General features: G+C 63.9%; 13 protein-coding genes. 4 read left to right on the top strand and 9 right to left on the bottom strand.

Annotation, left to right across the window (positions count from 1 at the left end; all coding sequences use genetic code 11):
* Positions 1-51 precede the first annotated feature (51 nt).
* A complete protein-coding gene (gene aceK / locus HU729_RS09900; RefSeq protein WP_186709787.1) occupies positions 52-1,767 on the bottom strand; it encodes a bifunctional isocitrate dehydrogenase kinase/phosphatase in 1,716 nt (571 codons plus the stop codon).
* Positions 1,768-1,918: 151 nt separating this feature from the next.
* On the opposite strand from aceK, the gene HU729_RS09895 reads away from it, so the two are divergent.
* Positions 1,919-2,794 carry an EamA family transporter gene (locus HU729_RS09895; RefSeq protein ID WP_186709785.1) on the top strand — a complete coding sequence of 292 codons (876 nt, stop codon included), beginning with the start codon at positions 1,919-1,921 and terminating at the stop codon, positions 2,792-2,794.
* A 22-nt stretch (positions 2,795-2,816) separates the two neighbouring features.
* Here HU729_RS09895 and HU729_RS09890 read toward each other — a convergent pair whose 3' ends face one another.
* The 4 genes from HU729_RS09890 to cysK all read right to left on the bottom strand — a co-directional run bounded on the left by HU729_RS09890 (position 2,817) and on the right by cysK (position 6,182).
* On the bottom strand, positions 2,817-3,698 hold the full coding sequence (locus tag HU729_RS09890) for a DMT family transporter (protein ID WP_186709783.1): 882 nt from the start codon (positions 3,696-3,698) through the stop codon (positions 2,817-2,819).
* A gap of 113 nt (positions 3,699-3,811) precedes the next feature.
* Positions 3,812-3,973 carry a hypothetical protein gene (locus tag HU729_RS09885; protein WP_186666902.1) on the bottom strand — a complete coding sequence of 54 codons (162 nt, stop codon included), beginning with the start codon at positions 3,971-3,973 and terminating at the stop codon, positions 3,812-3,814.
* Between the two features lie 119 nt (positions 3,974-4,092).
* Entirely contained in the window at positions 4,093-5,028 is a 936-nt protein-coding gene (locus HU729_RS09880) for an aspartyl/asparaginyl beta-hydroxylase domain-containing protein (protein WP_063543682.1), read from the bottom strand.
* Positions 5,029-5,207: 179 nt separating this feature from the next.
* Entirely contained in the window at positions 5,208-6,182 is a 975-nt protein-coding gene (gene cysK / locus HU729_RS09875) for a cysteine synthase A (RefSeq protein WP_186709782.1), read from the bottom strand.
* A gap of 135 nt (positions 6,183-6,317) precedes the next feature.
* On the opposite strand from cysK, the gene HU729_RS09870 reads away from it, so the two are divergent.
* The 3 genes from HU729_RS09870 to HU729_RS09860 all read left to right on the top strand — a co-directional run bounded on the left by HU729_RS09870 (position 6,318) and on the right by HU729_RS09860 (position 9,636).
* On the top strand, positions 6,318-7,391 hold the full coding sequence (locus tag HU729_RS09870) for a DUF748 domain-containing protein (RefSeq protein WP_186666904.1): 1,074 nt from the start codon (positions 6,318-6,320) through the stop codon (positions 7,389-7,391).
* A gap of 210 nt (positions 7,392-7,601) precedes the next feature.
* The gene (locus HU729_RS09865) at positions 7,602-8,447 is read left to right on the top strand and encodes a MoxR family ATPase (protein ID WP_054895020.1); all 846 of its coding nucleotides are present in this window, start codon (positions 7,602-7,604) and stop codon (positions 8,445-8,447) included.
* A 10-nt stretch (positions 8,448-8,457) separates the two neighbouring features.
* Positions 8,458-9,636, top strand: a complete 1,179-nt coding sequence (locus HU729_RS09860; protein ID WP_054895021.1) for a VWA domain-containing protein — start codon at positions 8,458-8,460, stop codon at positions 9,634-9,636.
* Between the two features lie 162 nt (positions 9,637-9,798).
* Here the strand turns inward: HU729_RS09860 and HU729_RS09855 are convergent, their stop codons facing one another.
* From HU729_RS09855 to HU729_RS09840, 4 genes are read right to left on the bottom strand one after another with little or no spacing between them, the layout of a single operon-like run.
* Positions 9,799-10,716 carry a biotin-dependent carboxyltransferase family protein gene (locus HU729_RS09855; protein ID WP_186666906.1) on the bottom strand — a complete coding sequence of 306 codons (918 nt, stop codon included), beginning with the start codon at positions 10,714-10,716 and terminating at the stop codon, positions 9,799-9,801.
* Complete coding sequence (pxpB, locus tag HU729_RS09850) at positions 10,713-11,408, bottom strand: 5-oxoprolinase subunit PxpB (RefSeq protein WP_186666907.1); 696 nt, start codon at positions 11,406-11,408, stop codon at positions 10,713-10,715. The genes HU729_RS09855 and pxpB overlap by 4 nt, the downstream gene beginning before the upstream one ends.
* Positions 11,409-11,418: 10 nt before the next feature.
* Positions 11,419-12,195, bottom strand: a complete 777-nt coding sequence (locus HU729_RS09845) for a 5-oxoprolinase subunit PxpA (RefSeq protein ID WP_186709781.1) — start codon at positions 12,193-12,195, stop codon at positions 11,419-11,421.
* Positions 12,196-12,204: 9 nt separating this feature from the next.
* Positions 12,205-13,491: an MFS transporter gene (locus HU729_RS09840; protein ID WP_186666909.1), complete on the bottom strand. Its 1,287-nt coding sequence runs from the start codon at positions 13,489-13,491 to the stop codon at positions 12,205-12,207.
* Between the last annotated feature and the right edge of the window lie 130 nt (positions 13,492-13,621).

The following is a 13,621-nucleotide window of genomic DNA, read 5'->3' as shown; positions in this document are numbered from 1 at the left end:
GTAGGAGCGGGCTTGCCCGCGAAAAGGCCACCACCGACTCAACTGACACCCTCACCTGCCCCTGCGCCGATAGGGGAATACATCGATCACCTTCCCCGCCCGTATCGCCCCCTGCAATCCCTGCCAGTAATCGGCGTCATACAGCTCCCCATGCAGCCGGCTGAACAAGCGGCGCTGGCCGATATCGGCGAACAGGAAGGGTGGGAACTCCTCGGGAAACACATCGTGCGGCCCGATCGAATACCAGGGCTCGCCAGACATCTCATCTTCCGGGTAGCGCGGCGGCGGGATATGGCGAAAATTCACCTCGGTGAGATAGCTGATCTCGTCATAGTCGTAGAACACCACCCGCCCATGCCGGGTAACCCCGAAGTTCTTCAGCAGCATGTCGCCGGGAAAGATGTTCGCCGCCGCCAGTTGCTTGATCGCCAGCCCGTAGTCCTCCAGCGCTTCGAGCACCTGGGCCTCGCTCGCCTGCTCCAGGTACAGGTTCAACGGCGTCATGCGCCGTTCGGTCCAGCAGTGGCGGATCAGCACGCTGTCACCCTCCACCACCACCGTCGAAGGCGCGACCTCCAACAGCTCGGCCAGGCAATCGGCTTCGAACTTGGCCACCGGGAAGCGAAAATCGGCGAACTCCTGGGTGTCGGCCATACGCCCCACGCGATCGACACTTTTCACCAGCCGGTATTTTTCGATCACGGTGGCCCGGTCGACGGTCTTCGAGGGTGAAAAGCGGTCCTTGATGATCTTGAACACGGTATTGAAGCCCGGCAGGGTGAACACACTCATCACCATGCCACGCACGCCAGGCGCCATGACGAAACGGTCATCGGTACTGGCCAGATGATTGATCAACGCGCGGTAGAACTCCGACTTGCCATGCTTGTAGAAGCCGATAGAGGTATACAACTCGGCAACGTGCTTGCCCGGCAGGATGCGCTTGAGAAAGTTGACGAACTCCGCCGGCACCGGCACATCGACCATGAAGTACGAGCGGGTGAACGAGAAGATGATCGACACCTCGGCCTCGTCGGTGATCAGGGCATCGGCCTCGACGCCATGGCCCTCGCGGTGCAGCAGCGGGATCACCAGCGGCCATTGCTCGTCACGGGTGTACAGGCGCCCGACCAGATAGGCGCCCTTGTTGCGGTACAGCACCGAGGAAAACAGCTCCACGGCCAGCGCCGGGTCCTTGCATACCCAGTCGGGCAGGCATTCGCGCAGTTGCTCCTCAAGGCGCATTAGATCGGCGTCCAGCTCGCCGTAGGGCACTTCGAAAGCATGGTCGGCAAGGATCGCCCGCAACAGGCTGCCCAGGCCATCGCGCAGGTGATAGGTGCGGGTCTGTGCAGCGCGCTCGCGGCCGCGCATGGCCGGACGGGTGGTGTGGATGAACATGCAGCCGTCGCTGATCAGGTCGTGGCTGAACAGGCTGCAGAACAGGGAGTTGTACCAGGTCTCGGCCAGCTCATCGTCCAGGCGCGGGTCGATCAGGCGGATATAGGCGCTCTTGACCAGCGGCCACTGTTCCACGTCCAGCAGCAGCGAGGCGTCGAAACCCTCGCGCAACCAGCCGTTGACCTCGGCGACCTTCTCTTCGTACAGGTTGATCCGCGCAGCAGCGGCCTGCTGGATCGCCTGCCATTGCGCCTGTTCGAAGCGTTCGCGGGCGCCCAGGGTGATGCGGCGAAAGTGTTCGCGGTAATTGTCGAAGCCATCGAGGATCATCCGGGCGATGGCTGCAGCGGGCCAGGGCTGGGGCATGCTGAGGGGCTCGTTGGGTGCGGAATGAAAAGAGCTTAGTCGGGTGTCGGCCTTTTCGTGGGCCGACACAATTGCCAAAGCAAGAAAGCACAAGAAACACCCCCGACAGCTGACGTACACTCGCGCCCCTGCCCAGAACCCGGAGATACCCGTGAGCCCCATCGCCCTCGCCCGCCTGCTGACCCTTGCCGCCGTCTGGGGCGCGAGCTTCCTGTTCATGCGCATCATCGCCCCTGAACTGGGTACGGTGCCGACCGCTTTCTTTCGCGTCTCCATCGCCTGCCTCGGCCTGATCGGCATCCTCGCCGCAGCCAGGGTGCGCTGGGACTTCCAGGGCAAGCTCGGTGCCTGCCTGGTGCTGGGCATGATCAACTCGGGCATTCCGGCGACCTTCTATTCGGTCGCCGCGCAGGTATTGCCCGCGGGCTATTCGGCAATCTTCAACGCCACCACACCGCTGATGGGCGTGCTGATCGGCGCGTTGTTCTTCCGCGAAAGCATGACCCTGCCCAAACTGTGCGGGATCTTCCTGGGCCTGTTCGGCGTCGGCATCCTCAGCGGCGCAGGCCCGGTGGCGCTGGACATGGCACTGGTGCAAAGCGCCCTGGCCTGCCTTGCGGCGACCACCTGCTATGGCTTCGCCGGTTTTCTCGCCCGGCGCTGGATCGGCGGCCTGGACAGCCGCCTGTCGGCCCTGGGCAGCATGCTGGGAGCGACCTTGCTGCTCAGCCCGCTGTTTGCCTGGAGCGCCCTGACCCAGCCACCCGCCAGCTGGGGTGGCTGGTCGGTGTGGCTGTCGTTGCTGGGCCTGGGGCTGGTGTGCACGGCCTTCGCCTACATCCTGTACTTCCGCCTGCTCAACGAAATCGGGCCGGTCAAGGCCAGTACCGTGACCTTCCTGATTCCGGTGTTCGGGGTGCTGTGGGGAGCCTGGTTGCTGGATGAGCCCCTGTCGTTGGCGCACCTGTATGGCGGGGTCCTGATTGCCGCAGCACTGTGGTTGGTGCTGCGGCCGGCGCGTGCCTGAAACCGTACCGCCGCAGGCGGTATCAGGCCTCGGCCATCTTCACCCCAGGCTTGCGGAACACGAACAGCAACCCCACCACGATCAGCCCCATCCCCAGCAGGCTCAGCGGCGCCAGGCGGTTACCGAAGATAAGGAAATCCATCACGGCAGTCACTGCTGGCACCAGGTAGAACAGGCTGGTGACATTGACCAGGTTGCCTCGGGCGATCAACCGATAGAGCAGCAGCGTCGCCAGCAACGACACCACCAATCCCATCCACAGCAGGGCGCCGACGAAGCTGGCGCTCCATTCGACGTGCAGCGGCTGAAACGGCGCAAACACCGCACACAGGGCAAACCCTGCGAGGTATTGCAGCGGCAAGGTCCCCATCGGATTGTCGGTGATGCGCTTCTGCAGGATCGAGCCGAACGTCATGCTGGTCAGTGCCAGCAGGGCAAACAGCATCCCGGCAAGGGAAACCCCACCCAGGTTGATGCCTTGGTAGACCACCATCACCAGGCCGCCAAGCCCCAGGCCCAGGCCGAACAGACGGCTCCATGAGCGCTGACGCTCCATCGACACTACCGTGAGGATTGGTTGCACCCCCATGACCGTGGCCATGACACCGGGGGTGACGTGGGTGTTGAGCGCCAGCAGGTAAAAGATCTGGTACGCACCGAGCAGCACGCAACCGGTGCCCAGGGCACGCAGGATACCGCCGCGACTGCGCGGCCAGCGCAACCCCAGCCAGGGGCCGATCAGCAACAGCCCTGCCAGGGCCAGGGCCGAGCGCAGCAGCAGGAAGGCGAAGGGGCTGGCCTGGGCCAGGCCGAGCTTGGAGACGATCGCCCCGCTGCTCCACAGCAGGACGAACAGGCTGGTAGTGGCCGCCGAGGCCACGGATGCTTTGGAAAGGACAGACATGTAGTGCCACCTGAGTATTGGGCAAAAGCCAAACGGTGGGCGCGCTTCAGCGAGCAAAGAGGCCGACCGTGTTCAGTAGGTTGCGAGTGCGCGTGGGCCGGCGAGAACGCCGATCAGCCCAGCACGACCACGCAGCGGGGCGGGGATACGCCGCCGACGACGCCACTGACAGGTGGTGGGTAGTGACTGATCATGGCCGGCTGCTGGCTGCCACGCACGACAACGCCCGCGACAGGCGCGAGAACGTAGGCGGAGGTGGAAGGGATGGCTGGCATGAACAGGTCTTCGGGGAAGATGGATGTTTCGGAATATATCGGTGAATGCGGGACAGGGCAACACCCTGGATTGATCGGACAGACCTCTTCGCGGGCAAGCCCGCGAAGAGGTCAACGAATCAGAACAACCAGCGATACAGCAGGTAGGCCACCACCACCGCCAGCACCGGCCGCAGGATGCGGTAGGCCTTGGGGTTGGAGCGCTTGAACTGCTTCACATGGGTGCTGATGCGGTTGCTGAAGCGCTTGCTCCAGGCATAGGCCTGGTTGATCCCGCCCACCCGCTCGTCATCAGTGTTCTGCGGCGCGGTGGCGCGGCCAAGGAACGCGCTGACCTTGCGGTTGATGCGGGTCATCAGCGGGCTGTTGAGCGGACGCTCGACGTCACAGAACAGGATTACCCGCGTCACGTCGGTTTCGTTCTTCACCCAGTGCACATAGGTTTCATCGAACATCACGTCTTCGCCGTCACGCCAGGCATAGACCTGGCCATCGACGTAGATGCGGCAGTCATCGGAGTTGGGGGTCGACAGCCCCAGGTGATAGCGCAGGGAGCCGGCAAACGGGTCGCGATGCGGGTTCAGGTGGCTACCGCCAGGCAACAGGGCGAACATTGCACCTTTGACGTTGGGAATGCTGCTGACCAGTTCGACGGTACGCGGGCACAGGGCCTCGGCGGACGGCAGCGGCTTGTCGTACCACTTGAGGTAGAACCGCTTCCAGCCCTTCTTGAAGAACGAGCCGAAGCCGGCGTCGTTGTCTTTTTCGGCTGCGCGGATATACCCCTCGTCGAACAGGCGCATGGCCTCTTCGCGGATCTCCTGCCAGTTATCCTTGAGCACATCCAGTTCCGGGAACCGCTGGCGGTCCAGGTAAGGCTTGGACGGTACGCCGGAGAACAGGTACATCAGGCTGTTGTAGGGGGCGAACAGCGCCGAATGGTTGACGAACTGGCGCAGTACCGGCAGGCGTGCCTTGCCGCGCAGGTGCACGAACAGCACACTGCCGAAGAACACCAGCAGGACACCCGCCTTGGCGACGAAGGAAAAGGTCATGCAACACTCCTTGACGGGGAAATCAGGCCATCCCCAGATAGCCGGACATGATAAACCCATCCGGGCCGGGTAAAAACAGCCCGGACCGGATCACAGTGTCACGGATTGTGCAGCAAACCGAAACCGTCGGCATTGCCCAGGATCAGCGTTGAGGCAGGGGCGCTAGACGCCCCTGGGCTTCACTGCTGGTTTTCCTGCTCGCTGAACATGTCGCTGAACAGCATGCTCGACAGGTAGCGCTCGCCCGAGTCCGGCAGGATCACCACGATGGTCTTGCCCTGCATCTCCGGTTTTTCCGCCAGGCGCACGGCCGCCGCCATCGCCGCACCGCAGGAGATACCACACAGGATCCCCTCCTCCTGCATCAGGCGGATGGCCATGGCCTTGGACTCTTCATCGGTGACCTGCTCGACCTGGTCGACGACCGACAGGTCGAGGTTCTTCGGCACGAAACCTGCGCCGATGCCCTGGATCTTGTGCGGGCTGGGCTTGAGTTCCTCGCCGGCCAGGGTCTGGCTGATCAGCGGCGAAGCCACCGGCTCCACAGCCACCGACAGCAGCGGCTTGCCCTGGGTGTGCTTGATGTAGCGCGACACGCCGGTAATGGTGCCGCCGGTGCCGACACCTGCGACCAGCACATCAACGGCGCCGTCGGTGTCGTTCCAGATCTCGGGGCCGGTGGTCTTCTCGTGAATCGCCGGGTTGGCGGGGTTTTCGAACTGCCCTGGCTGGAAGTACTGCGCGGGATCGGAGGCGACGATCTCGTTGGCTTTTTCGATCGCACCTTTCATGCCCTTGGCAGGGTCGGTCAGCACAAGCTCGGCGCCCAGTGCCTTGAGCACCTTGCGCCGCTCCAGGCTCATGGAGGCCGGCATGGTCAGAATCAGCTTGTAGCCGCGCGCCGCAGCAACGAAGGCAAGGCCGATGCCGGTGTTGCCCGAGGTGGGCTCGACAATGGTCATGCCCGGTTTGAGCTTGCCGCTACCTTCGGCGTCCCAGACCATGTTCGCGCCGATCCGGCACTTCACCGAATAGCCCGGATTGCGCCCTTCGATCTTGGCCAGAATGGTCACCCCGCGCGGGGCGATGCGGTTGATCTGCACCAGCGGCGTGTTGCCGATGGAGTGGGCGTTGTCGGCGTAGATACGGCTCATGGCAGGGGTCCTTGAATCGTTGGAAACAGGCGGGAAAGCTTCAAGGGTAAGCCTGCCCCGGCAGCCCGTAAAGCCCGTTCGAACCAAGCCCGGCGCCTGGCGGTCAACCGCACAACCTGCCCTGGAGAGCTTGCGATGAAAGCCCGTTATCGCTGGCCGCTGATCGGCCTGGCCGGCCTGATCGTGCTGCTGGTGGCCCTGCATCTGGCCCTGCCCTACCTGGTGCGCGACTACCTGAACGACAAGCTCGCCGACATGGGCGACTACCGCGGCCAGGTCGCCGACGTCGATCTCGCCTGGTGGCGCGGTGCCTACCAGATCAACGGGCTGAAGATCGTCAAGACCACCGGCAAGGTGCCCGTGCCGCTGCTCGATGCGCCGCTGATCGACCTGTCGGTCAGTTGGCATGCGCTGTGGTACGACCAGGCCGTGGTCGCCGAGGTGGCGTTCGTGCGGCCCGAGCTCAACTTCGTCGATGGCGGCAGCAAACAGAACTCGCAGACCGGCCAGGGCACCGACTGGCGCCAGCAACTGGAGAAACTGCTGCCGATTACGCTCAACGAAGTGCGCATCGAAAACGGCACCCTGACCTTTCGCAACTTCAACTCCAAGCCGCCTGTGGACCTCAAGGCCATCCAGCTTCAGGCCAGCATCCGCAACCTGACCAACGTGCGCGACGAAAAGGGTCGGCGTGACGCCAGCTTCGAGGCCACCGCCCTGATCGCCGGAGATGCCAAGGTCGAAAGCCGCGCCACCTTCGATCCGTTCAGCGACTTCGACGACTTCGAGTTCCGCCTGCGCGCCGAGGGCCTGGAACTGCGTCGACTCAATGACTTCGCCAGCGCCTATGGCAAGTTCGATTTCAATGCCGGGCACGGCGACCTGGTGATCGAGGCCCAGGCCGAGAACGGTAGGCTCAACGGCTATATCAAGCCGTTGCTGCGCGATGTCGATGTCTTCGACTGGCAGCAGGATGTCGAAGACAAGGACAAAGGCTTCTTCCGCTCGATCTGGGAGGCGGTGGTCGGTGCCAGTGAAACGGTGCTGAAGAACCAGCCGAAGAATCAGTTCGCCACCCGCGTCGAGCTCAGTGGCAGCGTGCATCAACAGAACATCAGCGCATTCGAGGCGTTCCTGCAGATATTGCGCAATGGTTTCGTCCAGGCATTCAACGCCCGCTACGAGCAGCCGCCACCCAAGGCTGACTGAAACCGGGGTGACGGGCCATTCAGGGACTGAATACCCGGTCTGCGTTTGCAGCCGCCTGGGGCCGCGTTATAGTCGGGGACACATCATAGACATGAGTTCTCGGTGTCGGCCTTTTCGCGGGCAAGCCCGCTCCCACAAGGTACTCTCCCCTGTAGGAGCCAGCTTGCCCGCGAAAAAGCCAGCACCGACACCCCGCAGAGGATCGGCTCCATGAAATTCGAAGGCACCCGCAACTACGTCGCCACCGACGACCTGAAGCTGGCGGTCAACGCGGCCATCACCCTCGAACGCCCGCTGCTGGTCAAGGGCGAGCCGGGCACCGGCAAGACCATGCTGGCCGAGCAACTGGCCGAATCTTTCGGGGCACGCCTGATCACCTGGCACATCAAATCCACCACCAAGGCCCACCAGGGCCTCTACGAGTACGATGCGGTGAGCCGCCTGCGCGACTCGCAACTGGGCGTGGACAAGGTCCACGATGTGCGCAACTACCTGAAGAAAGGCAAGCTGTGGGAAGCCTTCGAGGCCGATGAGCGCGTGATCCTGCTGATCGACGAGATCGACAAGGCCGACATCGAGTTCCCCAACGACCTGCTGCAGGAACTCGACAAGATGGAGTTCTACGTCTACGAAATCGACGAGACCATCAAGGCGAAACAGCGCCCGATCATCATCATCACCTCCAACAATGAAAAAGAGCTACCCGACGCCTTCCTGCGCCGCTGCTTCTTCCACTACATCGCCTTCCCCGACCGCGAAACCCTGCAGCGCATCGTCGATGTGCACTACCCGAACATCAAGCAGTCGCTGGTCAGCGAGGCGCTGGACGTATTCTTCGACGTGCGCAAGGTGCCGGGCCTGAAGAAGAAGCCCTCCACCTCCGAGCTGGTCGACTGGCTCAAGCTGCTGATGGCCGACAACATCGGTGAGGCGGTGCTGCGCGAGCGCGATCCGACCAAGGCCATCCCGCCGCTGGCCGGTGCCCTGGTCAAGAACGAGCAGGACGTACAACTGCTGGAGCGCCTGGCCTTCATGAGCCGTCGCGGCAACCGCTGAGGGGCTGGCCATGCTGCTCAACCTGTTCAATGAAATGCGCGCGGCCAAGGTGCCGGTGTCGGTGCGCGAACTGCTCGACCTGCTCAACGCCCTGCAGCAGCGTGTGGTATTCGCCGACATGGACGAGTTCTACTATTTGGCGCGGGCAATCCTGGTGAAGGATGAGCGCCATTTCGACAAGTTCGACCGCGCCTTCTCGGCTTATTTCAAGGGCCTGGAAAACCTCGACCGCCACCTGGAAGCGCTGATCCCCGAAGAATGGTTGCGCAAGGAGTTCGAACGCTCGCTCAGCGATGAAGAGCGCGCGCAGATCCAGTCGCTCGGCGGGCTCGACAAGCTGATCGAGGAATTCAAGAAGCGTCTCGAGGAGCAGAAGGAACGCCACGCCGGCGGCAACAAGTGGATCGGCACCGGCGGCACCAGCCCGTTCGGCTCGGGCGGTTTCAACCCCGAGGGCATCCGCGTCGGCGAGGCCGGCAAGCGCCAGGGCAAGGCGGTCAAGGTCTGGGACCAGCGCGAGTACAAGAACCTCGACGACCAGGTCGAGCTGGGCACGCGCAACATCAAGCTGGCCCTGCGTCGCCTGCGCAAGTTCGCACGCGAGGGCGCCGCCGAGGAGCTCGACATCGACGGCACCATCGACCACACCGCCCGCGATGCCGGGCTGTTGAACATCCAGATGCGTCCGGAACGGCGCAACACGGTCAAGCTGCTGTTGCTGTTCGATATCGGCGGCTCGATGGATGCCCACGTGAAAGTGTGCGAAGAGCTGTTCTCGGCCTGCAAGACCGAGTTCAAGCATCTGGAGTACTACTACTTCCACAACTTCGTCTACGAATCGGTGTGGAAGAACAACCTGCGCCGCACCTCCGAGCGTTTTTCCACCTTCGACCTGCTGCACAAGTACGGTGATGACTACAAGGTGGTGTTCGTCGGCGATGCGGCGATGGCGCCCTACGAGATCACCCAGCCGGGCGGCAGCGTCGAGCACTGGAACGAAGAGGCCGGGTATGTGTGGATGCAGCGCTTCATGGAGAAATTCAGGAAGATCGTCTGGATCAATCCTTACCCGAAACAGACCTGGAACTACACCGCCTCCACCCAGCTGGTGCGTGAGCTGGTCGAGGACAGGATGTTCCCGCTGACCTTGCAGGGGTTGGAGGAAGCGATGAGGTACTTGTCCAAATAGGTACGCGGCGTCTGTACCGAGCCTATCGCGGCACAAGCCCGCTCCCACAGGGATTGGGCTGGCTTTTAGATTTTGAACAAGACAGTTTCTCCCACAGATACCCTACCGTCCCTGCGAACAGTGGGTTATCTGTGGGCTTGCCCCGCGATAGCGCCCGAAAGCTCACGCCCAGCGCTGCAGATACCCCTGCTGCTCCCGCCAGGCCGTCTCCTGCACCACCGCCCGAAACCGCACCACCGCCCCCGGCATGCACTGGGCCAACTGCGCCAGCGCCAGCGGCGTCAACGCCCCCAGCCGCGGATAGCCGCCAATGGTCTGGCGATCATTGAGCAGCACGATCGGCTGCCCATCCGGCGGCACCTGCACGGCGCCCAGCGGAATACCTTCGGAAATCATCGGCGCGCCCTGGTAGACCAGTTGCGGCCCCAACAGGCGGCTGCCCATGCGGTCGGCACGGCTGTCCAGCGTCCAGTCGCTGTTGAAGGCCTCGAACAGGCTGGTGCCGCTGAAGTCGCCGATCTGCGCGCCCATCACCAGGTCCAGTACCGGCTTGGCCGGATACAGCGGACGCAAGGCTTCGGGCACTTCACGCAAGGCCGGGGCGCCCTCGGCAAAGCGCAGAGCCTGCCCCTTGGCCAGCGCCTCGCCGCGCCCCTCGATGCCACCGAGCGCTTCACGCGCCACCGTCGAACAACTGCCCAGCACGGCTTCGCCGGCAAAACCGCCCGGTGCCGCCAAGTAGGCACGTACCCCCTGACGCGGCTGCCGCAGCGTCAGCCGTTGGCCCTTGTGCAGGGCGAAGCTGCGCCAGGGCGCCAGCGGCTGGTCGTCGATCCTGGCGTCCAGATCGGCGCCGGTCAGGGCCAGCACACAGTCCTGCTCGGCGAGCAGGCTCAAACCACCCAGCGCCACCTCCACCACTGGCGCGTCCAAGGCATTGCCCAGCAGCCAGTTGGCCCAGTTCATCGCCACCCAGTCCAGCGCCCCGCCCTGGGTCACACCCAGATGCCGCACACCCAGGCGCCCGGCGTCCTGTAGCTGGCACAGCGCGTTGCTGGCTTCGATCCTCAACTGCCTCATGCCAGCGCCTCCAACGGACGGTCATCGCCGCCCAATGCCATGAATTCGGTGTGCGACACCGCCACGAAACGTACCCGATCCCCTGGCTGCAGCAGGCTGTAGCCATCACGCTCGCGGTCGAACAGACGCACCGGCGTGCGCCCGATCAGGTTCCAGCCCCCCGGCGACACCGCAGGGTAAGCCGCCGTCTGCCGCTCGGCGATGCCCACGCTACCGGCTGCGACACGCTTGCGCGGTGTGCTCAGGCGCGGCGTGGCCAGGCGCTCGTCCACCAGCCCCATGAAACCGAACCCCGGTGCGAAGCCCAGGGCGAACACCGGGTAGTCACGCGCGCAGTGCAGGCGGATCACCTCGTCTTCGCTCAGGCCACTGCGTGCGGCCAGCAGCGCCAGCTCCGGGCCGACGCTGGCGTGGTACCACACCGGAATCTCGTGACGCCGACCACTGTGGCCTGTATCCGGCTGCAAGCCTTCCAGCGCCTGGCCAATTCGCGTGCGCGCTTCAGCTGGCGCCAGGTCCGACTGCAGCATCAGCGTGGTGTAGGACGGCACCAGGTCGATCAGGTGCTCACCGAACGCTGCTCGCAGGCGCTGGCTGGCGGCGAGGATCCACGGCATGTTGCCCTCATCGATGGTGTCGAACAGCCGCACCATCAGGCTGTCGATCGCCACCACTTCGATACGTGGCTTCATCGCGACATCCTCATGCCTGCAACGCGTCGAGGGCCTGGCGGATCTGCCGCACCGCAGCCACCGAGCTTTCGTTGTCGCCATGCACACACAAGGTGGCAGCATTGAGCCGCAGCGCGCTGCCATCATTGGCCACCAATGCCTCGCCACGGGCCAGGCGCACGGCCTGTTCGACCACCAGGGCCGGGTCATGGTGCACGGCACCGGGCAGGCGACGCGACACCAGGTGGCCGCTGGCGGTGTAGGCGCGGTCAGCGAACGCTTCGAACCACAGCGGCACCCCGATCTCGTCGCCCAGGGCCTGTGCAGCGCTGTCGTCGGCGGTGGCCATCAGCATCAGCGGCAGGTCTGCGTCATAAGCGGCCACAGCCTCCAGCACCGCGCGCAGCTTCTGCGGGTCGGCCATCATGTCGTTGTACAGCGCGCCGTGCGGCTTGACGTAGGCCACGCGGCCACCGAGCACCTTGCAGATGCCGTCCAGGGCGCCGATTTGGTAGTGCAGCAGGTCGCGAATCTCGTCGTCGCTGCAGGCCATCGAGCGGCGGCCGAAGCCGACCAGGTCCGGGTAGGCCGGGTGCGCACCGATGGTCACGCCATGCTGCAGCGCCAAGGCCACGGTGCGGCGCATGGTGCCGGGGTCGCCGGCATGGTAGCCACAGGCGATGTTGGCGCAGTCCACGAAGGGCATGACCTCGGCGTCCAGGCCCATGCGCCAGTTGCCGAAACTCTCGCCCATGTCGCAATTGAGAAGCAGGCGGTTCACCTGTCGAACTCCTGTTGTACTGTTCATAGGTCTACCTTAACGCGCCTTCAGTTCTTTGCCGCGGGTTTCTGGCAGGCTCAGGGCGGCGACGATCACGATGCCATAGGACACCGCAGCGAATGCGCCGATGCCCAGGCCCAACGGGATCTTCTCGCCGAGCAGGCCGATCAGCAGCGGGAACATCGCCGCCAGCACCTTGCCGACGTTGTAGCAGAAGCCCTGCCCCGAGCCGCGGATGCGCGTGGGGAACAGTTCGGTGAGGAAAGCCCCCATGCCGCTGAAGATGCCCGAGGCGAAGAAGCCCAGCGGGAAGCCCAGCCACAACATAACGCCGTCACTGACCGGCATCTGCGTGTACAGCAGGACAATGACGAACGAACCCACCGCGAACAGGATGAAATTCTTGCGACGCCCCAGCAGGTCACTGAGGTAGGCGCTGATCACATAGCCGATGTAGGAGCCGACGATGACCATGGCCAGGTAGCCACCAGTGCCCAGCACGCTCAGGCCACGCTCGTTCTTGAGGAAGGTCGGCAGCCACGAGGTGATGGCGTAGTAGCCACCCAGGGCGCCGGTGGTCAGCAGCGAAGCGCGGATCGTGGTCCAGAGCATGCCGGAGGCGAAGATTTCGTAGAAGTGCGAAGGCGCTTCAGGCTTTTCCGCGCTCTTGGCTTCGCGGTAGACCTCCGGGTCCTTGACCATGCGGCGCACGAAGATCACGAAGATCGCCGGCAACAACCCGAGCAGGAACAGCGCACGCCAGGCCTGTTCGGCCGGCAGCCAGGAGAACAACAAGGCGTAGAGGATCGCGGTCAGGCCCCAGCCGATGGCCCAGCCCGATTGCACCATGCCCACTGCCTTGCCGCGGTCCTGGGCACGGATCACCTCGCCGATCAGCACTGCACCGGCGGTCCACTCGCCACCGAAGCCAAAGCCCATCAGGGTGCGGGCGATCAGTAACTGCTCGTAGCTCTGGGCGAAGCCGCAGAGGAAGGTGAAGAAGGCGAACCACAGCACGGTCAGTTGCAGGGTACGTACGCGGCCAATGCGGTCGGAGAGGATACCGGCGACCCAGCCGCCGATGGCCGAGGCGATCAGGGTGCTGGTGTGGATCAGGCCGGCTTCGGCAGTGCTGATGCCCCAGATCATGATCAGGGTGGGGATGACGAAGCTGAGCATCTGCGTGTCCATGCCGTCCAGGCCATAGCCGATCTTGCAGCTCCAGAAGGTGCGTCGTTGCTGGGAGTCGATGTCACGGTACCAGGCAAAGGGCCCGCCCGAAGATCGGGCGGGTGCCTGCTGCTGTACGCCGGTGGGGTTCATGGATGCCTCGGCTTGTTGGTATTGTTTGAGGAACGACTGCGTGGTCGCGGCCTGGACGCTATTGTTCAAAGCCCGCGCAACCTGCGTCCAACGAGAAAAACCGTCGGTCTGGAACAAGAAAACCTGATCG

It is taken from the genome of Pseudomonas sp. RW10S2 (assembly GCF_014268985.1).
GTDB classification, from domain to species: Bacteria; Pseudomonadota; Gammaproteobacteria; order Pseudomonadales; family Pseudomonadaceae; genus Aquipseudomonas; species Aquipseudomonas wayambapalatensis.
This window is presented reverse-complemented; position numbering and strand designations above follow the sequence as displayed.

Coding starts and splice junctions, on each gene's coding strand:
- pxpB (WP_186666907.1), bottom strand. CDS start 11,408: ATGAAGCCACGTATCGAAGTGGTGGCGATCGACAGCCTGATGGTGCGG.
- HU729_RS09845 (WP_186709781.1), bottom strand. CDS start 12,195: ATGAACAGTACAACAGGAGTTCGACAGGTGAACCGCCTGCTTCTCAAT.
- HU729_RS09880 (WP_063543682.1), bottom strand. CDS start 5,028: ATGACCTTTTCCTTCGTCGCCAAGGCGGGTGTCCTGCTGGTGTTCTTC.
- HU729_RS09890 (WP_186709783.1), bottom strand. CDS start 3,698: ATGTCTGTCCTTTCCAAAGCATCCGTGGCCTCGGCGGCCACTACCAGC.
- HU729_RS09860 (WP_054895021.1), top strand. CDS start 8,458: ATGCTGCTCAACCTGTTCAATGAAATGCGCGCGGCCAAGGTGCCGGTG.
- HU729_RS09885 (WP_186666902.1), bottom strand. CDS start 3,973: ATGCCAGCCATCCCTTCCACCTCCGCCTACGTTCTCGCGCCTGTCGCG.
- HU729_RS09855 (WP_186666906.1), bottom strand. CDS start 10,716: ATGAGGCAGTTGAGGATCGAAGCCAGCAACGCGCTGTGCCAGCTACAG.
- HU729_RS09870 (WP_186666904.1), top strand. CDS start 6,318: ATGAAAGCCCGTTATCGCTGGCCGCTGATCGGCCTGGCCGGCCTGATC.
- cysK (WP_186709782.1), bottom strand. CDS start 6,182: ATGAGCCGTATCTACGCCGACAACGCCCACTCCATCGGCAACACGCCG.
- aceK (WP_186709787.1), bottom strand. CDS start 1,767: ATGCCCCAGCCCTGGCCCGCTGCAGCCATCGCCCGGATGATCCTCGAT.
- HU729_RS09840 (WP_186666909.1), bottom strand. CDS start 13,491: ATGAACCCCACCGGCGTACAGCAGCAGGCACCCGCCCGATCTTCGGGC.
- HU729_RS09865 (WP_054895020.1), top strand. CDS start 7,602: ATGAAATTCGAAGGCACCCGCAACTACGTCGCCACCGACGACCTGAAG.